The 19,970-nt window shown below is 74.6% G+C and carries 26 protein-coding genes; 9 read left to right on the top strand and 17 right to left on the bottom strand.

All coding sequences use genetic code 11. The annotated features are described in order from the left end of the window. Positions 1-10: 10 nt before the first annotated feature. Positions 11-1,036 (top strand): phosphotransferase family protein, encoded by a 1,026-nt coding sequence (locus E1284_RS11515; RefSeq protein ID WP_131939026.1) that lies wholly within the window; start codon positions 11-13, stop codon positions 1,034-1,036. A 75-nt stretch (positions 1,037-1,111) separates the two neighbouring features. On the opposite strand, the gene E1284_RS11510 is transcribed toward E1284_RS11515, so the two are convergent. Further along, a complete protein-coding gene (locus tag E1284_RS11510) occupies positions 1,112-1,363 on the bottom strand; it encodes a VOC family protein (RefSeq protein ID WP_131939025.1) in 252 nt (83 codons plus the stop codon). Next, complete coding sequence (locus tag E1284_RS11505) at positions 1,360-2,223, bottom strand: sigma-70 family RNA polymerase sigma factor (RefSeq protein WP_131939024.1); 864 nt, start codon at positions 2,221-2,223, stop codon at positions 1,360-1,362. The genes E1284_RS11510 and E1284_RS11505 overlap by 4 nt, the downstream gene beginning before the upstream one ends. 140 nt (positions 2,224-2,363) lie before the next feature. Between E1284_RS11505 and E1284_RS11500 the strand changes: the two genes are divergently transcribed. From E1284_RS11500 to E1284_RS11485, 3 genes are all read left to right on the top strand, one after another. Beyond that, positions 2,364-2,777, top strand: coding sequence for a VOC family protein (locus E1284_RS11500; protein WP_131939023.1), 414 nt, complete (start codon positions 2,364-2,366; stop codon positions 2,775-2,777). A 72-nt stretch (positions 2,778-2,849) separates the two neighbouring features. Beyond that, positions 2,850-3,368 (top strand): YdeI/OmpD-associated family protein, encoded by a 519-nt coding sequence (locus tag E1284_RS44015; RefSeq protein WP_207923695.1) that lies wholly within the window; start codon positions 2,850-2,852, stop codon positions 3,366-3,368. Between the two features lie 45 nt (positions 3,369-3,413). Next, positions 3,414-4,145 (top strand): dienelactone hydrolase family protein, encoded by a 732-nt coding sequence (locus E1284_RS11485; protein WP_131939021.1) that lies wholly within the window; start codon positions 3,414-3,416, stop codon positions 4,143-4,145. Between the two features lie 57 nt (positions 4,146-4,202). Here E1284_RS11485 and E1284_RS11480 read toward each other — a convergent pair whose 3' ends face one another. Both E1284_RS11480 and E1284_RS11475 read right to left on the bottom strand, forming a co-directional pair. After that, positions 4,203-4,856, bottom strand: a complete 654-nt coding sequence (locus E1284_RS11480; protein WP_131939020.1) for an NADPH-dependent F420 reductase — start codon at positions 4,854-4,856, stop codon at positions 4,203-4,205. 55 nt (positions 4,857-4,911) lie between these two features. Further along, positions 4,912-5,661 carry an SDR family oxidoreductase gene (locus tag E1284_RS11475; RefSeq protein WP_131939019.1) on the bottom strand — a complete coding sequence of 250 codons (750 nt, stop codon included), beginning with the start codon at positions 5,659-5,661 and terminating at the stop codon, positions 4,912-4,914. A 95-nt stretch (positions 5,662-5,756) separates the two neighbouring features. Between E1284_RS11475 and E1284_RS11470 the strand changes: the two genes are divergently transcribed. Continuing rightward, the gene (locus E1284_RS11470; RefSeq protein WP_131939018.1) at positions 5,757-6,365 is read left to right on the top strand and encodes a TetR/AcrR family transcriptional regulator; all 609 of its coding nucleotides are present in this window, start codon (positions 5,757-5,759) and stop codon (positions 6,363-6,365) included. A 155-nt stretch (positions 6,366-6,520) separates the two neighbouring features. Here the strand turns inward: E1284_RS11470 and E1284_RS11465 are convergent, their stop codons facing one another. After that, positions 6,521-7,495, bottom strand: a complete 975-nt coding sequence (locus E1284_RS11465) for a helix-turn-helix transcriptional regulator (RefSeq protein WP_131939017.1) — start codon at positions 7,493-7,495, stop codon at positions 6,521-6,523. Between the two features lie 137 nt (positions 7,496-7,632). On the opposite strand from E1284_RS11465, the gene E1284_RS11460 reads away from it, so the two are divergent. Further along, positions 7,633-8,028 (top strand): RidA family protein, encoded by a 396-nt coding sequence (locus E1284_RS11460; protein ID WP_131939016.1) that lies wholly within the window; start codon positions 7,633-7,635, stop codon positions 8,026-8,028. 60 nt (positions 8,029-8,088) lie between these two features. Here E1284_RS11460 and E1284_RS11455 read toward each other — a convergent pair whose 3' ends face one another. The 4 genes from E1284_RS11455 to E1284_RS11440 all read right to left on the bottom strand — a co-directional run bounded on the left by E1284_RS11455 (position 8,089) and on the right by E1284_RS11440 (position 12,843). Beyond that, a complete protein-coding gene (locus E1284_RS11455) occupies positions 8,089-8,640 on the bottom strand; it encodes a DUF1062 domain-containing protein (RefSeq protein ID WP_243714412.1) in 552 nt (183 codons plus the stop codon). Positions 8,641-8,911: 271 nt separating this feature from the next. After that, positions 8,912-9,649, bottom strand: a complete 738-nt coding sequence (locus tag E1284_RS11450; RefSeq protein ID WP_131939014.1) for a VOC family protein — start codon at positions 9,647-9,649, stop codon at positions 8,912-8,914. Between the two features lie 162 nt (positions 9,650-9,811). Further along, complete coding sequence (locus tag E1284_RS11445; RefSeq protein WP_131939013.1) at positions 9,812-12,202, bottom strand: ATP-binding cassette domain-containing protein; 2,391 nt, start codon at positions 12,200-12,202, stop codon at positions 9,812-9,814. Positions 12,203-12,309: 107 nt separating this feature from the next. Further along, positions 12,310-12,843 carry a helix-turn-helix transcriptional regulator gene (locus E1284_RS11440; RefSeq protein ID WP_131939012.1) on the bottom strand — a complete coding sequence of 178 codons (534 nt, stop codon included), beginning with the start codon at positions 12,841-12,843 and terminating at the stop codon, positions 12,310-12,312. 112 nt (positions 12,844-12,955) lie between these two features. Between E1284_RS11440 and E1284_RS11435 the strand changes: the two genes are divergently transcribed. Beyond that, positions 12,956-13,456 (top strand): MarR family winged helix-turn-helix transcriptional regulator, encoded by a 501-nt coding sequence (locus E1284_RS11435; RefSeq protein ID WP_131939011.1) that lies wholly within the window; start codon positions 12,956-12,958, stop codon positions 13,454-13,456. A gap of 13 nt (positions 13,457-13,469) precedes the next feature. Here E1284_RS11435 and E1284_RS11430 read toward each other — a convergent pair whose 3' ends face one another. Beyond that, positions 13,470-14,447, bottom strand: a complete 978-nt coding sequence (locus E1284_RS11430) for a helix-turn-helix transcriptional regulator (protein WP_131939010.1) — start codon at positions 14,445-14,447, stop codon at positions 13,470-13,472. 103 nt (positions 14,448-14,550) lie between these two features. On the opposite strand from E1284_RS11430, the gene E1284_RS11425 reads away from it, so the two are divergent. Together E1284_RS11425 and E1284_RS11420 are read left to right on the top strand one after the other, a co-directional pair. Beyond that, entirely contained in the window at positions 14,551-14,994 is a 444-nt protein-coding gene (locus E1284_RS11425; RefSeq protein WP_131939009.1) for a VOC family protein, read from the top strand. A gap of 61 nt (positions 14,995-15,055) precedes the next feature. Continuing rightward, entirely contained in the window at positions 15,056-15,733 is a 678-nt protein-coding gene (locus E1284_RS11420; protein ID WP_131939008.1) for a hemerythrin domain-containing protein, read from the top strand. 7 nt (positions 15,734-15,740) lie between these two features. On the opposite strand, the gene E1284_RS11415 is transcribed toward E1284_RS11420, so the two are convergent. The 7 genes from E1284_RS11415 to E1284_RS41365 form a co-directional block, all read right to left on the bottom strand. Continuing rightward, positions 15,741-17,555 carry a complex I subunit 5 family protein gene (locus E1284_RS11415; RefSeq protein WP_207923692.1) on the bottom strand — a complete coding sequence of 605 codons (1,815 nt, stop codon included), beginning with the start codon at positions 17,553-17,555 and terminating at the stop codon, positions 15,741-15,743. Then, positions 17,552-17,905 carry a sodium:proton antiporter gene (locus tag E1284_RS11410; protein WP_131939007.1) on the bottom strand — a complete coding sequence of 118 codons (354 nt, stop codon included), beginning with the start codon at positions 17,903-17,905 and terminating at the stop codon, positions 17,552-17,554. The genes E1284_RS11415 and E1284_RS11410 overlap by 4 nt, the downstream gene beginning before the upstream one ends. Further along, positions 17,902-18,651, bottom strand: coding sequence for an MnhB domain-containing protein (locus tag E1284_RS11405; RefSeq protein WP_131939006.1), 750 nt, complete (start codon positions 18,649-18,651; stop codon positions 17,902-17,904). The genes E1284_RS11410 and E1284_RS11405 overlap by 4 nt, the downstream gene beginning before the upstream one ends. After that, positions 18,648-19,034: a Na(+)/H(+) antiporter subunit B gene (locus E1284_RS11400; protein WP_131939005.1), complete on the bottom strand. Its 387-nt coding sequence runs from the start codon at positions 19,032-19,034 to the stop codon at positions 18,648-18,650. The genes E1284_RS11405 and E1284_RS11400 overlap by 4 nt, the downstream gene beginning before the upstream one ends. Before the next feature lie 7 nt (positions 19,035-19,041). Further along, positions 19,042-19,335: a monovalent cation/H(+) antiporter subunit G gene (locus E1284_RS11395; RefSeq protein ID WP_131939004.1), complete on the bottom strand. Its 294-nt coding sequence runs from the start codon at positions 19,333-19,335 to the stop codon at positions 19,042-19,044. Between the two features lie 25 nt (positions 19,336-19,360). Then, entirely contained in the window at positions 19,361-19,627 is a 267-nt protein-coding gene (locus E1284_RS11390; RefSeq protein ID WP_207923691.1) for a monovalent cation/H+ antiporter complex subunit F, read from the bottom strand. After that, positions 19,624-19,970: hypothetical protein (locus tag E1284_RS41365; protein ID WP_207923690.1), on the bottom strand; the 347-nt coding region annotated here is incomplete at its 5' end. The genes E1284_RS41365 and E1284_RS11390, both read right to left, overlap by 4 nt.

Raw genomic sequence — 19,970 nt, 5'->3', positions numbered from 1 at the left:
GAAGGTGGGCATGAGTCCCGACCCATCCGCCCTCGACCTCGGGGGTGTGCACACGTTCCTCGAACGCCGGGGCGTGCACGTGAGCGGACCGCTGACCGGCGAGCTGGTCAGCGGTGGAAAGTCCAACCTCACCTACATCGTCGGCGACGGCGCCCGCCGGTGGGTCGTCCGGCGGCCGCCGGTCTCCGGCCTCACCCCGTCGGCGCACGACGTCGCACGGGAATGGCAGGTCATCAAGGCTCTCCAGCACAGCGCCGTCCCGGTCCCGGCGGCGGTCGCCCTGTGCGAGGACCCGGCGGTCATCGGCGCACCGTTCGCGGTCACGGGCTTCGTACCAGGCCAGGTCCTGCGGACCCGCGCGCAACTCGACGCCCACACCTCCCGCGAACTGGAGGACTGCGTCACCGAACTCGTACGGATCCTGGCCGACCTGCACTCCGTCGACGCCGCCGAGGTCGGGCTCGGAAACCTGGGCAGGCCGGACGGTTTCCTGACGCGCCAGGTCCACCTCTGGTGGCGGCAGTGGAACGAGGTCAAGGACCGGGACCTCACCGACGCGACGCGCCTGCACGCACAGCTGCTCGCCGCGCTCCCGGGCACGCCGGGGGACATCGGTGTGGTTCACGGGGACTACCGGATCGACAACACGCTGCTGGACGGCGAGGACATCACCAAGGTGCTCGCGGTGGTCGACTGGGAACTCGCCACCGTCGGCGACGTCCAGACCGACATCGCGCTCATGTGCGTCTACCGCCAACGGCAACTCGACCTGATCCTCGGGTTCGACGCGGCATGGGCGAGCGACCGGCTGCCGGGCGGTGACGCGATCGCCGAGACCTATGCCCGCCGCCGCGGTGTCAGCCTGGACCACTGGCCGTTCTACCTGGCCCTGGCCAACTTCAAACTGGCCGTCATCGCGCAGGGGATCAGCTACCGGGCGCGGCAGGGCGCGGTGGCCGACGCGACCTCGGTGCTGGCCGAGCAGGCCGTCCCCGCGCTCCTCGCCGCCGGCCTCCGGGAACTGCGCGGGCCATGACGGATACCGGCGCGACCGCACGGCCCGCGGCCGGCGGAGGCCGCGGCAGCTGGAGGGGTCCCGGCGGGCGGGCGGCTAAGGCTCGGTGAAACGCAGAAGGTTGCCGGACGGGTCGAGGAAGGCGCAGTCGCGGACGCCGCCGGGGGATTGGAGGAGGATCCGCACGTCCGGCTGTGATGGCGGCCCCACGCTCACCCGCCGCGTCCCCGCGGGGCCGGCATCGGCGTGGACCTCGAAGCCGAGCACGTCACGGTAGAAGCCGACCGCCTCGTCCAGGTCGTGGACGGCCAGAGCGCACGACGAGAGCCTGAAGTCCGCGTGGTTCAACGCCGCTCCTCGTCGTCGGCGGGAAGGACGACGATGTCGAGCCCCCGGATCCGGTCGAGGTCGGTGTCGACGTCGATCCGGGTGATCCTGTCGTCGTCGACGGTGAAGGAGATGACCGCCCTGGGCCGGCCCAGGTGCGACCAGACGGCCACCGGGACGCCGTCCACCAGCGCGAGCCGGGCGGCCTGCGCCCGCCCGGTGAAGAAGGTCGCCACGTCCCGGCTGCCGCGCAGGTCGCCGACCACGGCGCCCGGATCGAGCAGCTCCAGCAGGGCCTCGAAATCCCCGCCGCGGGAGGCGGCCAGGAAGGCCTCGACGATCTCCCGCTTCGCCGATCGCGCGGCGACCGACGCGTCCGCCGCCCCGCGCACCCGCCGCCGGGCCCGGCTGGCGAGCTGCCGCGCCGCCGCCGGGGAGCGGTCGAGGATGGCCCCGATCTCGGCGAACGACACGGCGAAGACGTCGTGCAAGACGAACGCGAGCCGCTCGGCCGGAGCCAACTCGTCCAGCACCACCGTCAGCGCGACACCGACCGAGTCGGCCAGCAGCGCCTCATCCTCCGGGCCGCCCTGCCCGGCCGGGCGGCCGCCCGCGCGCGGCTCGGCCGGCAGCGCCCCGGCCGGCTCCTCGCGCCGGTTCCGGCGCGCTTCGAGCATGTTCAGGCAGACCCGGGCGACGATCGTGGTCAGCCACCCTCCCGGGTTCTCCACCCGGCCGGTGCCGGCGCGGCTGACCCGCAGCCATGCCTCCTGCACCGCGTCCTCGGCCTCACCGGGCGAGCCGAGCATCCGGTAGGCCACCGCGTGCAAGCGGTCCCGGTGCTCGGTGAACCGCTCGCCCACCCAATCCTGCTCGACCATCTGTCACATTCCTCCGTCTAGCCGGTCATTACTGATTGACCGGCGGACCCCCGCCGATGTGACCGGCCGGCCCGGCCGCGGGCCGGCCCGGCTGCCGGTCTCCGGCGGCGCGACCACTTCGAGCATCAAGGAGACGAGCCATGAAAGCGCACGTCAGTTCCATCCTCCTGGGCGTCAAGGACATGGACGCGTCCAAGCGGTTCTACACCGAGGGGCTCGGCTGGAAGATCAAGGACGACTACGGCATCTCGGTGTTCTTCGAATCCGACGGGGCCTCGCCCGTCGGCTTCTACGGACGTGACGGCCTGGCCGACCAGGTGGGCACCAGCCCGGAGGGCGGCGGCTTCAGCGGACTCGTCCTCACCTACGTCGTCCGCAGCGAGGCGCGGGTGGACGAGATCATCGCCGAGGCCGGGAAGGCCGGCGCCACGATCCTCAAGCCCGCCGGAGCCCTGCCGTGGGGCGGGTACGGCGGCACCTTCGCCGACCCGGACGGCTACGTTTGGAGCCTCAGCTACAGCCCCCGCGGAAACGACCAGCCCTACGCCGAGTAACCGCCCGGCAAGCATCGGGCGTGCGTGAGGCCCGGTCACCGCCGGTCACACAAGACATGACCGGCGCGCCTCATCGGGGTCCGGCGCCGACGCGGGATCGCGCCGACGCCGGCCCCCGCCCGGTGCCGGACGAGCCTCACGCACCGCCCCGACCGCCCGTCCCTCGGACCCGTCCCTCGAACGCGCGCCGACCGGCAAGGAGCACCTCGTGAAGTTCCGCACCACCGTCGAGCCGCCCGCGCCGCCTATGACGCTCTGACGGACGGCCGCAAGCGCGGGCACGTCCGCGCCATCGAGAGCGCGAAGAAGCCCGAGACGCGCCGGCGCCGCATCGAGAAGGCCGTCACCGCCCTGCGAGGCCGAACGCCGAGGCGGACGCCCCCGCCCGGCGGTGCGATCGCCGCGCGGATGCCCTGCCTTGCGCGACCTCCGGCACGGCCCCGGCGTCCCGTCCGACGCCGCAAAACCCGTTGGCAGGGCGCGGAGGGCGCTGCTACCTTGCCGGAGGCCGTGCCGGAGAACGAGGAGGTGGTACCCGTGAACGCAGTATCGACATGGGTGCTCCCCTCGGGAGTCACGGTCGGGCGATAGGTCGTCCGGGAGCGCCGTCCAGCAGCACTCCCGAAAGGCACGACCATGCGATTCACCTCCGAGCAGCGCCTCGACGGCGGCGTTGTCGAACGCGACTTCACTCTCGGTGAGATCCCCGGCGTCCTGTGGACGCCCGGAGCCGCCTCCGCGCCGGCCCCGCTGATCCTTCTCGGCCACCCGGGCGGACTGGACGGGATGCGCCCCCGGCTGGCCGCCCGCGCCCGGCAGTCGGCCGAGCAGGGTTTCGCCGCCGCCGCCATCGAACTCCCCGGCGGCGGCGACCGGCCCCGCTCGGCCGCCGCCGAACAGGCCCGCGCCGACCTGCGCCGGGCGCTGGCGGCAGGCGGGCCGGTCGACGAGGAGATCATCGACCGGCTCGTCCTCCCGCTGGTGGACAAGGCGGTCCCGGAATGGCGGGAGGCGCTGGACGCCCTCCTCGCCCTGCCCGGGATCGGCGGCCCGGTCGGGTACTCGGGCGGGGTGATCGCCATCGGCGTCCGGCTGGCGGTGGTCGAGCCGCGCATCGCGGCCGCCGTCCTGTTCGCCGGGAGTTTCGTGCCTCGCACCATTCTCCAGGAGGCCCGCCGGGTCGCCATTCCGCTGCACGTGCTGCTGCAGTGGGACGACGAGGGGAACGACCGGCAGGCGGCCCTGGACCTGTTCGACGCCTTCGGCAGCAAGGAGAAGACGCTGCACGCCAACATGGGCGGGCACACCGGCGTCCCGCCGTTCGCGGGGGATGCCGCGGCCCGGTTCTTCGCCCGGCATCTGCGCTAGCCGACGTCCGCCCCGGGTCCGTACCGGTCTGGCTGACCGGTACGGGGCCCGGGCGGCTCAGCTCACGGTGATCCGCCGGGCGTCGGCGAGGTTGGCGATCAGGTCGGCACGGGTCTGGTGCTCGTGCGCGAGCCACGCGGGCTGGCCGGGGCCGCTTCGCCACGACTCGCTGAGCGGGCTGTTGTCGACGGTGTCGAATCCGAACCGGTCGTACAGCCGCGTCACCAGTTCCACGGCCTCGGGGAAATCACTCGACGCCGACAGCGCCAGACGGCCCGGGGCGCCCGCCGGGAGGCCCGCGGTGGTGATGCGCGGCGCCTGGATGTGGGTGAACGCCTTGACGACCTTGGACCGCGGAAGGTGCTCCTGGCGCAGCTCGTGGACGGTCTTCTCACCCGAATCGACGACCGGGATATGGCCGTCGCGCCACACCATGTAGTTGTTGGTGTCCAGCACGACCTTGCCGGCCAGCTCCTCGGCGGGCATGTCGTTGACCACCTTCAAGGGGACCGCCACGACCGCGAAGTCACCCGCGGCCGCGGCACCGGCGGCGGTCGCGGCGCGCGCCGACGGGCCGAGTTCGTCGATGAGGTCCTTCAGGGTCTCGGGTCCGCGTGAGTTGGCGATGACGACGTCGTAGCCGGTCGCGATCGCGGCGCGCGCGATCTGGCCGCCGACCTCGCCCGCGCCGATGATGCCGATCACTGTCATGGGGTGTTCACCTCTACTGGGATGGCGGGCGGGTGCGGGCACCGGCCGCGAAGACTCAGATCTGCTGCAGGCCGCCGTCGACGTACAGGCTCGAACCGGTGATGAAGCTGGACTGCTCGCAGGCGAGGAACGCCACGGCGGCGGCGATCTCCTCCGGGCGCCCGAGGCGGCCCAGCGGCACGTTCGCGGCCAGTCGCCGCCTGAAGTCGGCGGCCTGGACCGCGTCGGGAGCGAGCCCCGACAGGCCGGGCGTGTCGGTCGGGCCGGGGGTGATGGTGTTGACCCGGATGCCGCGTCCCTTGAGCTCGTTGGCCCAGGTCCGGGCGAACGACCGGGTGGCGGCCTTGCTCGCCGCGTACACGCCGAACGCCTCGTCCCCGGCCCCGGCGTTGGTGGAGCCGTTCAAGATGATCGAGGCGCCGTCGTTGAGCAGCGGCAGCGCCTTCTTGACGGTGAACACCGTGCCGCGGACGTTGATGCCGAAGAGGGTGTCGAAGTGCTCCTCGGTGACCTGTTCGAGCGGCGCGAACTCCGCGACGGAGGCATTGGCGAACACGACGTCCAGACCCCGCCCCCGGCCGCGGATCGTCTCGTAGAGCCGGTCCAGGTCGGCCAGGTCGCAGATGTCGCCGACGACCGGGGTGGCCGCCGGACCGATCGCTTCGGCGGCGGCGTCCAGTTCGGCCTTGCGCCGGCCGGTGACGAACACGTGCGCGCCCTCCGCGGCCAGCCGGACGGCGGTGGCCAGGCCGATCCCGGTGCCGCCCCCGGTGACCAGAGCGGTCTTGTCCTCAAGCAGTCCCATGGCCAACGACCTCCGCAAACTTCTGTATCGATCAGTGCAGAAATGGACCATAGCACTTCCGTAGCGATCGATGCGGAATGCGGTAGGCTGCCGGCGTGCAGACCGGACAGAGCGGCCCCATCGGCCGGCCGCGCGGATTCGACGCCGACCAAGCCCTCGAGCGCGCCATGCTGGTCTTCTGGGAGCACGGCTACGAAGGCGCCGGCCTGGCCGCCCTGACCCGCGCCATGGGCATCTCCACCACCAGCATGTACGCGGCCTTCGGCAACAAGGAGGAGCTGTTCCGCAAGGTCCTGGAGCGCTACACCGAAGGCCCCAGCGCCTACCTGACCCGCGCCCTCGCGGAACCGACCGCCCTCGGCACGGCCACCGCGATCCTGGCCGGCGTCGTCCGGACCACCACCGGCCCGTCCCGTCCCCACGGCTGCCTGGGCGTCCAGGGCGCCCTGGCCACCGGTGATCCCGGACGCGGAGTCCGCGACCTCCTCGCCGCCTGGCGCAACGACGGCTGCTCGCGCCTGCGGGAGCGGTTCCAGCGGGCCGTCGACGAGGGCGACCTGCCGCCCGGCACCGACCCGGGGCTCCTGGCCCGCTACGTCACCACCCTGGCGTTCGGCATCGCCGTGCAGGCCGCGGGCGGCGTCGGCCCCGGCGAGCTCCAGGCCATGGCCGACGCGGCCCTGCGCACCTGGCCGCTCACCTGACAGCCGCCCGGGCACGCGCGCGTGTTCGAGGCGACCGCGCCGTGGAGCACCGGCGGCCGGTTCCCGAACTTCATGAGCGGCGTCAACGCCGCCGCCCAGGTCTCCGGGGCACCGCAGGGCAGGGCTGGGCGCCGCGCTCGGTGGGCGGCCTGTCGTTAAAGCGGGGGGTCGTAGCGGGCGGCGAGCGCGGCGGCGCGGTCGCGCAGGGAGGTGCGCAGCCACTCCGGTGCCAGGGCTTCGGCGTCCGTGCCGAGCTGCCAGAGCGCCCAGACCGCGTGCCGGGCGTCCTGGAAGGTCGCCTCCAGCCGCAGCATGCCGTCGGCGTCGGGTTCTTCGGCGAGGACGGCCAGCGCGGTGGCCAGCAGTTCCTCCCGGCGCGCCGGGGACAGCCGGAGCAGCACGGCGACCTGGTCGCCGCCGGCCCGGAACCGCGTGCCGCGTTCCTGCCAGGCCCGGTCCAGGTCGACGCGGTCCGGGCGCTGCGCGGGTTCGGGGAGCGCCTCGGCGTCCAGGACGCGCGACAGCCGGTAGGTGCGGTCCTCGCCCGACCTGGTGGCCAGCAGGTAGCCGCGGTCGCGGATGGTGACCAGCCCGACCGGGTCCACCGTGCGCCATTTCGGGGCCTGGTCCCAGGCCGCGTAGTGGATCCGCAGCCTGCGCCCGGTGAGCACCGCGCGCAGCACTTCGGCGGCGACGGCGTCGGGGACGTCCTCGGTGCTCGGCCGGCGCGAGAGCAGGTCGGTCTCGGGTTCGATGAGCAGCCGCTCCGCCGCGCCGGCCGCGGTGTCCCGGTAGCCGTCCGGGAGCGCGTCGACCACTTTGAGCATCGCCGAGGCGAGCGCGGAGCCGAGGCCGAACGCCTGCGCGCCGCGCCGCGATCCGGCGACCAGCAGGGCGAGGGCCTCGTCGGGGTTCAGGCCGGTGAGCTCGGTCCGGAAGCCGGGCAGCAGCGCGAAGCCGCCGTGCCGGCCGCGTTCGGCGTAGACCGGGACGCCGGCCGCCGACAGCGCCTCGATGTCGCGCAGGACGGTGCGGGTGGACACCTCCAGTTCGCGGGCCAGCACGGCCGCGGTCAGCCGCCCGTGCTGCCGCAGCAGCAGGACGAGTGAGACCAGCCGGTCGGCGCGCATGCGAGGAATCTACTGAAATACACGACAGAGGATGTCGTGATTCGCTGGGAGGCTCGTCACCAGGGCGTCCGGGAGCGCGGTCACCGTGCCGGCGGGCGCCCGTCCTGCCGAACGAATCGAACGGAGTGCACACGGCAATGGAACGAACGGCGGTCAACCCGGTGACCTGGTCGGTCGAGATGGGATTCAACCAGGGCGAGCTCGTCTCCGGGCACACCCGGACCCTGTACTGCTCCGGGCAGACCGCGATGAGCGGCGACGGCGAGCCCCAGCACGACGGTGACATGGAGGCGCAGCTGGCGCTGAGCCTGGCCAACCTGGAGGCCGTCCTCGGCGAGGCCGGCATGTCCCTGGCGGACCTGGTCCGGCTCAACGTCTACACCACCGACGTCGACCTGCTCTTCCGGCACTACGGTGTGCTGGCGTCGCGGCTCGGGGCCGCCGGGGCGGCGCCGGCCACCACGATGCTGGGGGTGACGCGGCTGGCGATCCCCGCCCTGATGGTCGAGCTGGAGGGGACGGCCGTCGCGTGACGCCGGCCGCGCCGCCCCGGCGGGTTCGCCGGGGCGGCGCGGCCCGCGGTCACGCCGCCGCTAGTCGCCGGGCATCACGGTGAAGGCGAAGCCGGTACTGGTCGGGCGGCGCAGCGGGATGTCGCATGTGATCCGGCGGAGCACCTCGTTCCTGCTGAGTTCGAGTGCGCGGGCGATGAGCCGGTCCGGACGCACCGGCACCGGGTCGTCGAAGACGACCTCGACCCGGACGGGCCACGCCCGGTCGGGCCGCACCGGCGGGGTGCCCGGCGGCGTGTGCAGCCGCCAGGCTCCCCGCCAGTCCAGGGTGAAGCGGTTGCGGCGGGCGAGCAGCGGATCCAGCAGCGCGGCCGCCACCAGGTCCGGGTCGTTGGCCCGGTAGCCGTCCAGCAGGGCGGGGTCGAAGGCTCTGACCGGGACCCGCTCGTGCACGGTGAGCTTGCCGGTCCGGTCGCAGGCGGTGCAGCGGGCCAGCAGCCACACCGACAGCTGTTTGCCGTTGGCGTTGACGCGGAACCGGCCGGCGCCGGCGGTGGCCGACTCCGACGGGCAGTCGCCGCAGCGCAGCGACAGCATTGGCAGCCTGGTCCGGCGGACGACCCAGGGCAGCACGGTATGAGGTTGTGAGGACATGATCCCTCTGGACCTGACACGAGGCCGATTGCGCGCGGCCTCCAACGCTGAGTGACCGGGCGCGCGAGGGCGGCCCGGCAGAGCCGGCGGGAGGGCCGGCTACGGGTGAGCGGAAGAAGGTGTCAGGTCCGCAGAGCAGGCGGGGTCACGCGGTCTCGTCCTCTGTCCTCGTGGTGGCGGGGGCCGCAGGCAACCTACGGGAGCGCGGGAGGCGGGCTCAACGGGTTTTCCGGCCGGACCCGGGACGGCGTCAGCCCCGTCCGAGGACGCAGAACTCGTTGCCCTCGGGGTCGGCGAGGCACATCCACGGCACGTCGCCCTGGCCGACGTCGGCGTCGCGGGCGCCCAGGGCGCGCAGCCGGGCCGCCTCGGCGGCCTGGTCCTCGACGGGGTCGGGCAGCAGGTCGATGTGGACGCGCTTCCACACGGGCTCGGCGCCGGGCGTGCGGACGAACTCCAGGTAGGGCCCGACGCCCTGGGGGGAGCGCAGCCGCGCGTGGCCGTCGGCCGCCTCGTGCAGGGTCCAGCCGATCGCCTCGTGCCAGAACCGGGCCATGGCCCGCGGATCGTCGCAGTCGACCACGACCGCGGCGATCGGGCCGGTGTCCCGGTAGATCTCCCGGGGCTCCAGCACGCAGAACACATTGCCCTCGGGGTCGGCCATGACCGTCCAGGGGACGTCGCCCTGGCCGATGTCGGCGGGCACCGCGCCGAGGTCCTGCAGGCGCGCGACCAGTTCCGCGTGGTGGTCCGCGGAGGTGGTGGCGAGGTCGAGGTGGGTGCGGTACTTCACCGTCTCGGGGTCGGGGACGGCGACGACGTCGATGCACACCGCGGTGGGGTCGGGCCAGTCGAACCCCACGGGTTCGACGTTGGTGACGCCGGGCCCCTCGCTGGACAGGCCCCAGCCGAGCGCGTCGCCCCAGAACCGGCCGAGGGCCGCGTCGTCGCGGGCTTTGACGTTCACCTGTACGAGCTGCAGCGCCATGCGAACCAACCCTATATGTCCGGATAAGCGCAGGCGGGCGGGCGTTCGCCGGCCCCTTCTCCGCCGGGCAGCCGGATCCCCGGGGGCGGCGGTGCGCGGCGCCCGGGGGACGGATGTCGGCCAGGTGTCGGTCAGGGGCGGTCAGGTGTCGGTCAGGGGCGGTCAGGTGGCGACGTAGTCGGCCAGGTGCCGGCCGGTGAGGGTGGAGCGGCCGGCGACCAGGTCGGCCGGGCTGCCCTGGAACACGATCCGGCCGCCGTCGTGGCCGGCGCCGGGGCCGAGGTCGATGATCCAGTCGGCGTGCGCCATGACGGCCTGGTGGTGCTCGATGACGATGACCGACTTGCCGGAGTCGACGAGCCGGTCGAGCAGGCCGAGGAGCTGCTCGACGTCGGCGAGGTGCAGGCCGGTGGTGGGCTCGTCCAGGACGTAGACGCCGCCCTTGCCGCCCATCTCGGTGGCCAGCTTGAGGCGCTGCCGCTCGCCGCCGGACAGGGTGGTCAGCGGCTGGCCGAGCCGCAGGTAGCCGAGCCCGACGTCGGACATCCGCTGCAGGATCTTGTGGGCGGCGGGGATCCGGGCCTCGCCGGAGCCGAAGAACTCCTCGGCCTCGGCGACCGGCATCGCCAGGACCTCGCTGATGTCGCGGCCGCCGAAGCGGTGCTCCAGCACCGCCGCCTGGAACCGCTTGCCGTCGCACTCCTCGCAGGTGGTGGCGACGCCCGCCATCATCGCCAGGTCCATGTAGACGACGCCGGCGCCCTTGCAGGCGGGGCAGGCGCCCTCGGAGTTGGCGCTGAACAGGGCGGGCTTGACCCCGTTGGCCTTGGCGAACGCCTTGCGGATCGGGTCGAGCAGCCCGGTGTAGGTGGCGGGGTTGCTGCGCCGCGACCCCTTGATGGGGGTCTGGTCGACCGACACCACGCCGTCCCGCCCGGTGACCGACCCGCCGATCAGCGAGCTCTTGCCGGACCCGGCGACGCCGGTGACGACGACGAGCACGCCGAGGGGGATGTCGACGTCGACGTCCTGCAGGTTGTGGGTGGAGGCGCCGCGCACTTCCAGGGTCCCGGACGGGGTCCGCACGGACGCTTTGAGGGAGGCGCGGTCGTCCAGGTGCCGCCCGGTGAGGGTGTCGCTGGCGCGGAGCCCGTCGACGGTGCCCTCGAACACGACCTCGCCGCCGCCGGTGCCGGCGTGGGGGCCGAGGTCGACGACGTGGTCGGCGATGGCGATCGCCTCGGGCTTGTGCTCGACGACCAGGACGGTGTTGCCCTTGTCGCGCAGCTGCCGCAGCATGCCGTTCATCCGCTGGATGTCGTGCGGGTGCAGCCCGATCGTCGGCTCGTCGAAGACGTAGGTGACGTCGGTGAGGGAGGACCCGAGGTGGCGGATCATCTTGGTGCGCTGCGCCTCGCCGCCCGACAGGGTGCCCGACGGGCGCTCCAGGCTGAGGTAGCCGAGCCCGATCTCCACGAACGAGTCGAGGGTGTGCTGCAGCGTCGCCAGCAGCGGCGCGACCGACGGCTCGTCCAGCTCCCGCACCCAGTCGGCGAGGTCGCTGATCTGCATCGCGCAGGCGTCGGCGATGCTGATCCCCTTGATCTTGGAGGAGCGGGCGGCCTCGGTGAGCCGGGTGCCGCCGCAGTCGGGGCAGGAGGTGAAGGTGATCGCCCGGTCCACGAACGCGCGGATGTGCGGCTGCATCGCCTCCCGGTCCTTGGCCAGGAACGACTTGCGGATCCGCGGGATCAGGCCCTCGTAGGTGACGTTGATGCCGTCGACCTTGATCTTCGTCGCCTCCTTGTGGAGCAGGTCGTGCAGTTCGGTGCCGGTGTACTCGCGGATCGGCTTGTCGGGGTCCAGGAAGCCCGAGCCCATGAAGATGCGGCCGTACCAGCCGTCCATGCTGTAGCCGGGGATGGTGAGGGCGCCCTCGCGCAGCGACTTGGCGTCGTCGTAGAGCGCGGTCAGGTCGAAGTCGGTGACCGAGCCGCGGCCCTCGCAGCGCGGGCACATGCCGCCGGTGATGCTGAAGGCGCGCTTCTCCTTGACCGTCGTGCCGCCGCGCTCGATGGTGACCGCGCCCGCCCCGCTGATCGAGGCGACGTTGAAGGAGAACGCCTTGGCCGGGCCGATGTAGGGCTCGCCGAGCCGGCTGAACAGGATCCGCAGCATGGCGTTGGCGTCGGTGGCGGTGCCGACGGTGGAGCGGGGGTCGGAGCCCATCCGCTGCTGGTCGACGATGATCGCGGTGGTCAGCCCCTCCAGGACGTCGACCTCGGGCCGCGCGAGCGTCGGCATGAACCCCTGGACGAAGGTGCTGTAGGTCTCGTTGATCAGCCGCTGCGACTCGGCGGCGATCGTGTTGAACACCAGGGAGCTCTTGCCCGAGCCGGAGACGCCGGTGAACACCGTCAGCCGGCGTTTCGGGATCTCGATGCTGACGTCCTTGAGGTTGTTCTCGCGCGCCCCGTGCACGCGGATCAGGTCGTGGCTGTCGGCGGCGTGCGGCGCGGGCGGTCGCGCGTCGGTCCCCGTGGCCATGCTCATCCTCTACTCCATCTGTGTCGTGTCTGCGCGGCGATCACCCCGTGCGGCCGGGCGCCCCGGCGCCGCGCCGTGCCGGTGCCGGCGGGCGGGGGAGGCGGCCGTGGCGATCAGGCTAGCCGGGGCCGCCCGGCGGGTGCTTCTTGATTCCTGACCGGTCTGGTCACCTGCTTGGCGATGCACGAGGGGACGCCGGAGGGGACGTCCGCCGGCATGCCCGAGGGGGCATCGGCCCGGGTGCCGGACGGGGCATCGGAACAGGCGTCGGACGCGGCGGCGGCTGCGGCTGCGGCCGCGCGGCGGCGGTAGGCGCCGGGCGGCATGCCGACCAGTTCGGTGAAGCGGGTGCCGAAGGTGCCCGGGGAGGCGCACCCGACGGCGTGGCAGACCTCGGTGACGCTGAGGTCGCCGCGGCGCAGCAGCGCCATGGCCCGTTCGATGCGCCGGGTCATGAGGTAGCCGTAGGGGGATTCGCCGTAGGCGCGGCGGAACTGGCGGCTGAGGTGCCCGGCGGACATGTGCGCGCCGCGGGCCAGCGCCTCCACGTCCAGGGGCCGGGCGTACTCGCGGTCGATCCGGTCGCGGACGCGTCGCAGCCGCGCCAGGTCGCGCAGGTGCTCGGCCCCGCCCGATCTGCTGCTCACCCGATGAATCGTGCCATACCGCCGCACCGCCCCGGCACCCGCGCGCCGCCCGGTCCGCCGCCCGGGAACGCTGGACGTTGATAATCTCAATGTTGAGATGCGGGGAGGGGCGATGGCGGACGCGGTCGACGCGATCCTGGCGCAGTGGGGGCGGGAGCGTCCCGACGTGGACGTGTCCCCGATGGGCGTCATCGGGCGGATCTCGCGTGCGGAGCTGCTGCTGGCCCGGCGGCTGAAGGCGTTCTTCGCCGAGCGTGGGCTGGAGAGCTGGGAGTTCGACGTCCTGGCGACGCTGCGCCGCCACGGCGCCCCCTACGAGCTGACGGCGGGGGCGCTGCTGCGCGCCGCGATGGTGACCTCGGGCGCGATCACCAACCGGATCGACCGGATGGAGGCCAAGGGCCTGGTCGAGCGGGTCCGCGACACCGGCGACCGCCGGTCGGTGCGGGTCCGGCTGACGCCGCTCGGCCTGGAGACGGTGGACGACCTGGTCGGCCTGCACGCCGCCAACGAGGACCGGCTGCTGGCCGCGCTGGACCCGGCGGCCCGCGAGCGGCTGGCCGGGGCGCTGCGCGCGCTGCTGGAGTCGCTCGGCGACACCTCCCTGGACTGACGCGCCCGCCGGGTCAGTACGGGATGTCCCGGACGGCGCGGGTGAGGCGGGCGGCGATGGCCGCCAGGTGCCCGGCGAGTTCCGGCGGGTCCAGCAGCGTGCAGTCGACCGGGAGCAGGGCCACGCGGCGGGCGAGGTGGTGCAGCGAGTCCGACCGGGTGTGCAGGACGCAGGTGTGCGCGCCGTCCGGTTCCAGGACGCCGTGCCAGGCGGTGATCTGCGCGGCGGCCTCGGCGATGGGGGCGTGCAGCAGCAGCCGCGCCCGGATCGTCCCGGATCCGCCGGCGAGGGCGTCCATCGTCCACGCCGCCGGGTCGGCGCCGCCGGGCAGCCGCCGTTCGGGGCCGCGCACGCCGGTGCGGTGCGGGCCGGTGATGCGGTCGGCGCGGAAGGTGCGCCAGTCGCCGCGGTCCTCGTCGTGGGCGACCAGGTACCAGCGGCGGCCGGCGGCGACGAGCTTGTGCGGCTGCGCCAGCCGCCGGGTCTCGCGGCCGCCGGCGGCGGTGTAGGTGAAGCGGACGTGCTCGCGGGTGACGCAGGCGGCGGCGAGCAGCGCCAGCACGCCGGGGTCGGCGGCGGGCGGGGCGGGGTCCTGCGCGGGCAGCGCCACCGCGGCCTCGGTGAGCGCGGCGACGCGGGGCCGCAGCCGGTGGGGGAGGACCTGCTCGAGTTTGGCCAGGGCGCGCAGCGAGGCGTCCTCGGCGCCGGTGACGGCGCCGGCGGCGGCGGTGCGCAGGCCGATGGCGATGGCGGTGGCCTCGTCGTCGTCCAGCAGCAGCGGCGGCATCGCCGCGCCGGCGGTGAGCCGGTACCCGCCGGCGCCGCCGCGGGTGGCGCGGACGGGGTAGCCGAGCCCGCGGAGCCGGTCGATGTCGCGGCGGACGGTGCGGGCGGTGACGCCGAGCCGCTCGGCGAGTTCGCCGCCCTGCCAGTCGCGGGGCGTCTGCAGCAGGGACAGCAGGCGGAGCAGCCGCCCGGACGGATCGCGCATGACCGGCATCCTGCCGTCCTTTTAGGACTTCGGGTGACCTAATGGCCCTCTAGCGTCGGGAAACGAGGCCGGACGTCCCGGGCCTCGCGAACGGAGGACGGACATGCTGCGCGGAATCGCCACCATCAGCCTGTGGGCCGACGACCTGGAGGCCGCCAAGGACTGGTACGCCGAGCTGCTGGGCGTCGCGCCCTACTTCAGCGTCCCGGGCCCGGACGGCCGCGCCGGCTACTACGAGTTCCGCATCGGGGACTACGAGCACGAGCTCGGCCTGATCGACGCCCGCTTCCGCCCCGGCGGCGGCCCTGAGGGCGGCCAGGCCGGCCCGGGCGGCGCGATCGTGTACTGGCACGTCGACGACCTGGACGCGGCGGTGCAGCGGCTGCTGGCGATGGGCGCCCGCGTGCACGAGGAGACCACCGAGCGGGGCGAGGGGACGGGGTTCGTGACGGCGTCGGTGGCCGACCCGTTCGGGAACGTCCTCGGCGTGATGTCCAACCCCCACTACCTGGAGATCCTGGCCAAGGCGCGGCCCGCCGGGGTGTGAGAGCGGTCTCTTCCCGGTCCCGGCGCGTCACATCCGACCCGGCCCGCGCCGTCCTGTGGGCATGGGAGTTTCCGTAGGACGGGCACGCGACACGACCTGCCGCACCCTCCTGTACGCCCCGCACGACGCGTTCCGCCGGGACCTGGACCGGCTCGCAGCGGCGGTGGCGGCGGGCAAGGGCGGCGCCGCGCACGTGCGCGCGGGCTGGGACAACCTCAAGGACCAGCTGCGCATGCACCACGACCTTGAGGACCGGGTGCTGTGGCCGCGGGTGGAGCGGGCGGTGGCGGGCCGCCCGGCCGAGCTGGCGGTGCTGGCGGAGATGCGCGCCGAGCACGCCCGGATCGGGCCGCCGTCCGCCCGCGTCGACGCGGCGCTGGCGGGCCCCGGCGGCGCGGCCCCGGCGAAGGCCCAGGCGGCGGTCGCGGCGGCGGGCGGGGCGGCGGTCGCGGCGGTGGCGGCGCTGCGGGACGTGCTGGAGGCGCATCTGCGGCACGAGGAGGCGACGGCGCTGCCGCTGGCGGAGTCGGTGCTGGACGCGGCGCAGTGGCGGGAGCTGGCCGCCGAGGCCGAGCGCCGCTGCGAGGCGGGCGCGCCGCTGTTCGTCCCGTGGGTCGTGGACGGGATCGCGCCGGTGGCGCGCAGCCGGTTCCTGACCTCGCTGCCGGGGCCGGTCCGCGAGCGCAACCGGGTGATGTGGGAGCCCCGCTACCGCAAGCGCCGCCTGTGGAGCACCTGAGGCGGGGTCACAGCCGGGCGGTGAGCAGGGCCAGGACGGCGACGCCGGCGGTGAGCCAGGCCGCGTAGTCGCCGATGTGCCCCGAGTGCAGCGCGTGCAGCCGCGCGGTGACGGCGCCGGCGGCCCGTCCCACTATCCGGCCGCCGCCGGTCCGCACCGCCGCGCGGACGCACAGGACGGCGGGATGCCGGATCCCGGACGCGGCGATCAGGGCGGCCAGCGGCAGCGTGCCGGCGAATCCGGCGAACCCGGGCAGGGTCCAGGGGGCGTCGGGCGGCGCGTGCGGGTGCGCGACGACACCGTCCAGGACGAGCCCGGCGTAGGCGTCCCGGTCGGCGAACACGTGCGCGGCGGCGGCGACCCACCCGCCGGGCATCAGCCCGGCCACGGCCCCGGCCGCGAGCAGCACCGCCCCCGGCAGCACCATCGTCCACGGCACCGACCGCAGCCCGCCGGGAGTCTCGGGGTCCTCGTGCCCGCCGTCCCCGCCCGAACCGGAGCCCTGCTCGGTGGGGGTGCCGCGCCACACGGTGAGCCAGACCCGCAGGACGGCGCCGGCGGTGAGCGCGGACGCCGCGACCGACAGCGGCGTGTACCACCACCAGCCCAGCTCCAGGACGGCGTGCTCGGTGACCGCGTGCCCGGCGAACAGCCCCGACGGCGGCAGCCCGGCCAGGCACAGCGCCCCGGCCAGGAACGTGGCGCCGGTGACGGGCATGCCGCGGCCGCGTCCGCGCAGCTCGCGGGCGTCGACGGTCTCGTGCCGGTTCAGCAGCGCCCCGGCGGCCAGGAACAGCGCGCCCTTCACCCCGGCGTGCCCGGCCAGGTAGTAGGCGGTGCCGCCGAGCGCGCCGGGGGTGCCGGCGGCGACGCCGACCAGCATCAGCCCGACGTGGCTGACGGTGGAATAGGCCAGCAGCCGCTTGATGTGGTGCTGCAGCAGGCACATGACGGCGCCGAGCAGCGCGGCGGCGGCGCCGAGGACGGCGACGGCGCGCAGCGGGACGAGCCCGGCGAACACCGCCCAGTACGTCCGCGCCACCCCGTACACGCCGAGCTCGACCATGATGCCGGAGAACAGCACGCACACGGGGGTGGGCGCGACGGCGTGGGCGTCGGCGAGCCAGAAGTGGAAGGGGACGGCGGCGGCCTTGACCAGGTAGCCGGTGCACACCAGCACGAACGCGGCGGTGACGAGCGCGTCCCCCGGCCCGTCCCCGGCGGGCGTGCCGGCCAGGTGGCGTCCGATGGCGGCCAGGCCGAGCTGCCCGGTGCGCCCGTACAGCAGCGCGATCCCGGCGAGGGCCAGGTACGCGCCGATCGACTGGACGATCCCGAAGTTCAGGGCGCCGTGGACGGTGGCGGGCTCCTCGGACCGGTACCCGGTCAGCGCGAACGCCACCACGCTCATCAGCTCGAAGAACACGAACGCGTCGAACAGGTCCCCGGTGTACACGAACCCGCACATCGCCGCCAGGAACAGCAGGATCAGCGCGTGGAAGATCGCCTGGATCTCGGTGAAGTACCGCCAGGAGAACGCCAGCGCGGCCAGGGTGAGCGCGGCGGTGACGCAGGCGAGCCCGGCGGCGAGGGGATCGGCGGCCAGCGGGATGCCGACGCCGGTGCCGGGCCCCCAGCCGCCGAGCCAGGCGACCTGCGGGGCGCGGCCGGAGCGGGCGAGGGTGAGCGCGGTGAGGGCGGTCACGGCGGCGGCGGTGAGCAGCGCGGCGGTGTCCACGGCCCGCCGCGGCAGCCACCGCCCGGCGGCGGCCAGCAGCGCCGCCACCAGGACCGGCAGCGCGATCGCGGCCTGCAGGATCACGGCTCGAGAGAGCGCAGCGCGCCGGGGTCCAGGGTGCCGCGCCGCTTGGCGACCTGCACGGCCAGGGCGAGCAGCAGCGCGGTGACGGTGGCGCCGACGACGATGTCGGTGAGGGTCATGGCCTGCACGACGGGGTCGGTGACGGGCCGCCCGGCGGGCGGCGGCGGCCGGTCGGAGAACACCGGCGCGGTGGCCCCGTACCGGTGGCCGATGGCCAGGAGCAGCACGTAGGTGCCCGACTGGGTGACCGACAGGCACACCACGGCGTGGATCAGGTCGCGGCTGGTGACGATCCCGTAGATGCCGGCGAGCATGATCCAGCCGGCGGTGAGGTAGGGCAGCGCGCTCACGGGGACTCCCCGGTGCGGCCCCCGCCGCGTCCGGCGCCGGAGCCGGTGTCGGTGCCGGTGCCGCGGACGAGGAGGGCCTGGTCGAAGAACTTGCCGAGGAGCAGCACCAGGGCGCAGCCGACCTCGGCGCCGACGGCGGTGTTGAGGGCGGGGACGCGGCCGGCGGCGGCCTGCCCGGCGGCGGCCAGGGCCAGCAGCACGAACGCGGCGGCGGCGACGGCCTCGGCGGACTCCAGCAGCGGGATGGGCCGCAGCCGCTGCAGCGCGCGGTAGTCCCCGGCCAGGTAGAGCAGGTGGACGGCGGTGCCCAGGACGACGCCGCCCTGGAAGCCGCCGCCGGGGGACTGGTGGCCGTGCGCGACGATGTAGACGCCGGCGAGCAGGGTCAGGGGCAGCAGCAGGAGCCCGGCGATCCGCAGCGCGTCCGGCACCTCGGCGGGCCCGTGCCGGTGCGCGCCGCCCTCGTCCTCCCGCTCGCCGTCCACGACGCGCAGCAGCACCACGGCGCCGAGCGCGGCCGACAGCAGGATCAGCTCCTCGCCGAGGGTGTCGAAGGCGCGCTGGTCGAACGTGACCGACGCGACGGCGTTGGGGGTGCCCTGCTGGACGGCGTGCCGGACGGCCCGGTCGGCGTAGGGGTGCAGGCCGCCGCCGAAATCGGGCAGGCCGAGGACGCCGGCGGTGAACAGCGCGGCGGTTCCGGCGGCGCCCGCGGCGAACAGCAGGATGCGGGGGGACGGCTTCACCGGCGCACCCCCTCCCCGGCGCCGGGGCGGCGCTCGCCCCCGTCGCCGTCCCCGTCGCCGTCCTCGCCGCGGCCCGCGCCGTCCTCGCCGCCGTCGCGGTAGCGGCGGGTGGCGTGCAGGGCCAGCACGACGATGAGCGGGAGCAGCACGGTCCCGACACCGATCTGGGACATGGCGACGTCGGGGGCCTGCAGGATCAGGAACAGCAGCCCCAGCACCATCCCGTACCCCGACAGCACGATCGCCTGCCGGACCGTGCCGCGGGTCAGCACGACCGCGGTGGCCATCAGCGCGGCCAGCGCGAGGGCGGCGGCGATGAGCGCGTCGGCGAGCGGCCCCGCCAGCGCACTCAAGGACAGGGCGTCCAGGGAGACGGTGGTCATGGCGGGGTCACTCCGATCCGCCGGCGGCGCGCTCGACGGCCTGCCCGGCGGTGACCACGGCGGGCGGGCCGGTCGCGGTGAGCAGCACGGCGATGACGGCGAGTTTGGCGACGTCGTGCCAGGACGACCACGGCCGCAGCGCCGTCCCGGCGATCAGCAGCGGCGCGGCGAGCACGGTGACGGGCGCGACGGCGTGCAGGCGGGCGGCGGCGCCGCGGGTGAAGGGCAGCCGCAGCCCGGCGGCGACGGCGACCGCGGCACCGGCCCATGTCAGCACGTCGGCCAGCACGTCCAGGCTCATCGTGGGTCCTCCTCCGCGGAAGGGTTCACAGGGTCCGGCTCAGGAACCGGGCGAACACCAGCGACCCGGCGAACGACAGCAGCGCCAGCACCAGCGCCACGTCCAGGTAGGCGGGGCGGCCGTAGGCGGCGGCCAGCAGCACCAGCACGAGGGTGACCAGCGGCCCGGTGACGATCAGGCCCGCCAGGCGCCCGGCGGGGCGGCCGCGCAGCATGGCCGACAGCGCCGGCAGCAGCCCGCCGACCATGACGGCGAGGGCGGGGACCGCGGTGTTCAGCACGTCGGGCGTCACGGCGCCTCCCCGGGGCCGCCGACCAGCCCGGCGGCGCGCAGCCGCCGCTCGAACGGGGACGGGGCGGGGACCAGGCGGTGGACGCGCAGCAGCCCGCGGCGGGGGTCGATCCCGCCGACGTAGGTGCCGGGCGCGACCGACATCAGCAGCGTGGCGGCTCCGCGTGCGGCCGGGCCGGGCGCCACCGGCAGCGGTGTCCAGGCCCCGCCGGACGCGCCGCGCACCGTGATCCGGGCCGTGTCGGCGGCGACCCGGCCGGGCAGCCGCACCAGCGCCGCCGCGACCCCGGCGGCTTCGACCCCGCGCCCGGATCCGGGGCCCTGTCCGGGTGCCTGTCCGGGGT

This window comes from Actinomadura bangladeshensis (genome assembly GCF_004348335.1).
In the GTDB taxonomy this organism is placed as follows: Bacteria; Actinomycetota; Actinomycetes; order Streptosporangiales; family Streptosporangiaceae; genus Spirillospora; species Spirillospora bangladeshensis.
Note: the sequence above shows the minus strand (reverse complement) of the source record. Positions and strands in the feature narration are given on the sequence as shown.

What these genes read in the sequence shown, in the direction of transcription:
- E1284_RS11425 (WP_131939009.1), top strand. Translation starts at nt 14,551, where the DNA reads ATGCTGCGCGGAATCGCCACCATCAGCCTGTGGGCCGACGACCTGGAG.
- E1284_RS11395 (WP_131939004.1), bottom strand. Translation starts at nt 19,335, where the DNA reads ATGAGCCTGGACGTGCTGGCCGACGTGCTGACATGGGCCGGTGCCGCG.
- E1284_RS11430 (WP_131939010.1), bottom strand. Translation starts at nt 14,447, where the DNA reads ATGCGCGATCCGTCCGGGCGGCTGCTCCGCCTGCTGTCCCTGCTGCAG.
- E1284_RS11435 (WP_131939011.1), top strand. Translation starts at nt 12,956, where the DNA reads ATGGCGGACGCGGTCGACGCGATCCTGGCGCAGTGGGGGCGGGAGCGT.
- E1284_RS11460 (WP_131939016.1), top strand. Translation starts at nt 7,633, where the DNA reads ATGGAACGAACGGCGGTCAACCCGGTGACCTGGTCGGTCGAGATGGGA.
- E1284_RS11420 (WP_131939008.1), top strand. Translation starts at nt 15,056, where the DNA reads ATGGGAGTTTCCGTAGGACGGGCACGCGACACGACCTGCCGCACCCTC.
- E1284_RS11505 (WP_131939024.1), bottom strand. Translation starts at nt 2,223, where the DNA reads ATGGTCGAGCAGGATTGGGTGGGCGAGCGGTTCACCGAGCACCGGGAC.
- E1284_RS11515 (WP_131939026.1), top strand. Translation starts at nt 11, where the DNA reads ATGAGTCCCGACCCATCCGCCCTCGACCTCGGGGGTGTGCACACGTTC.
- E1284_RS11480 (WP_131939020.1), bottom strand. Translation starts at nt 4,856, where the DNA reads ATGACAGTGATCGGCATCATCGGCGCGGGCGAGGTCGGCGGCCAGATC.
- E1284_RS11475 (WP_131939019.1), bottom strand. Translation starts at nt 5,661, where the DNA reads ATGGGACTGCTTGAGGACAAGACCGCTCTGGTCACCGGGGGCGGCACC.
- E1284_RS11500 (WP_131939023.1), top strand. Translation starts at nt 2,364, where the DNA reads ATGAAAGCGCACGTCAGTTCCATCCTCCTGGGCGTCAAGGACATGGAC.
- E1284_RS11445 (WP_131939013.1), bottom strand. Translation starts at nt 12,202, where the DNA reads ATGAGCATGGCCACGGGGACCGACGCGCGACCGCCCGCGCCGCACGCC.
- E1284_RS11465 (WP_131939017.1), bottom strand. Translation starts at nt 7,495, where the DNA reads ATGCGCGCCGACCGGCTGGTCTCACTCGTCCTGCTGCTGCGGCAGCAC.
- E1284_RS11485 (WP_131939021.1), top strand. Translation starts at nt 3,414, where the DNA reads ATGCGATTCACCTCCGAGCAGCGCCTCGACGGCGGCGTTGTCGAACGC.
- E1284_RS11450 (WP_131939014.1), bottom strand. Translation starts at nt 9,649, where the DNA reads ATGGCGCTGCAGCTCGTACAGGTGAACGTCAAAGCCCGCGACGACGCG.
- E1284_RS11400 (WP_131939005.1), bottom strand. Translation starts at nt 19,034, where the DNA reads ATGACCACCGTCTCCCTGGACGCCCTGTCCTTGAGTGCGCTGGCGGGG.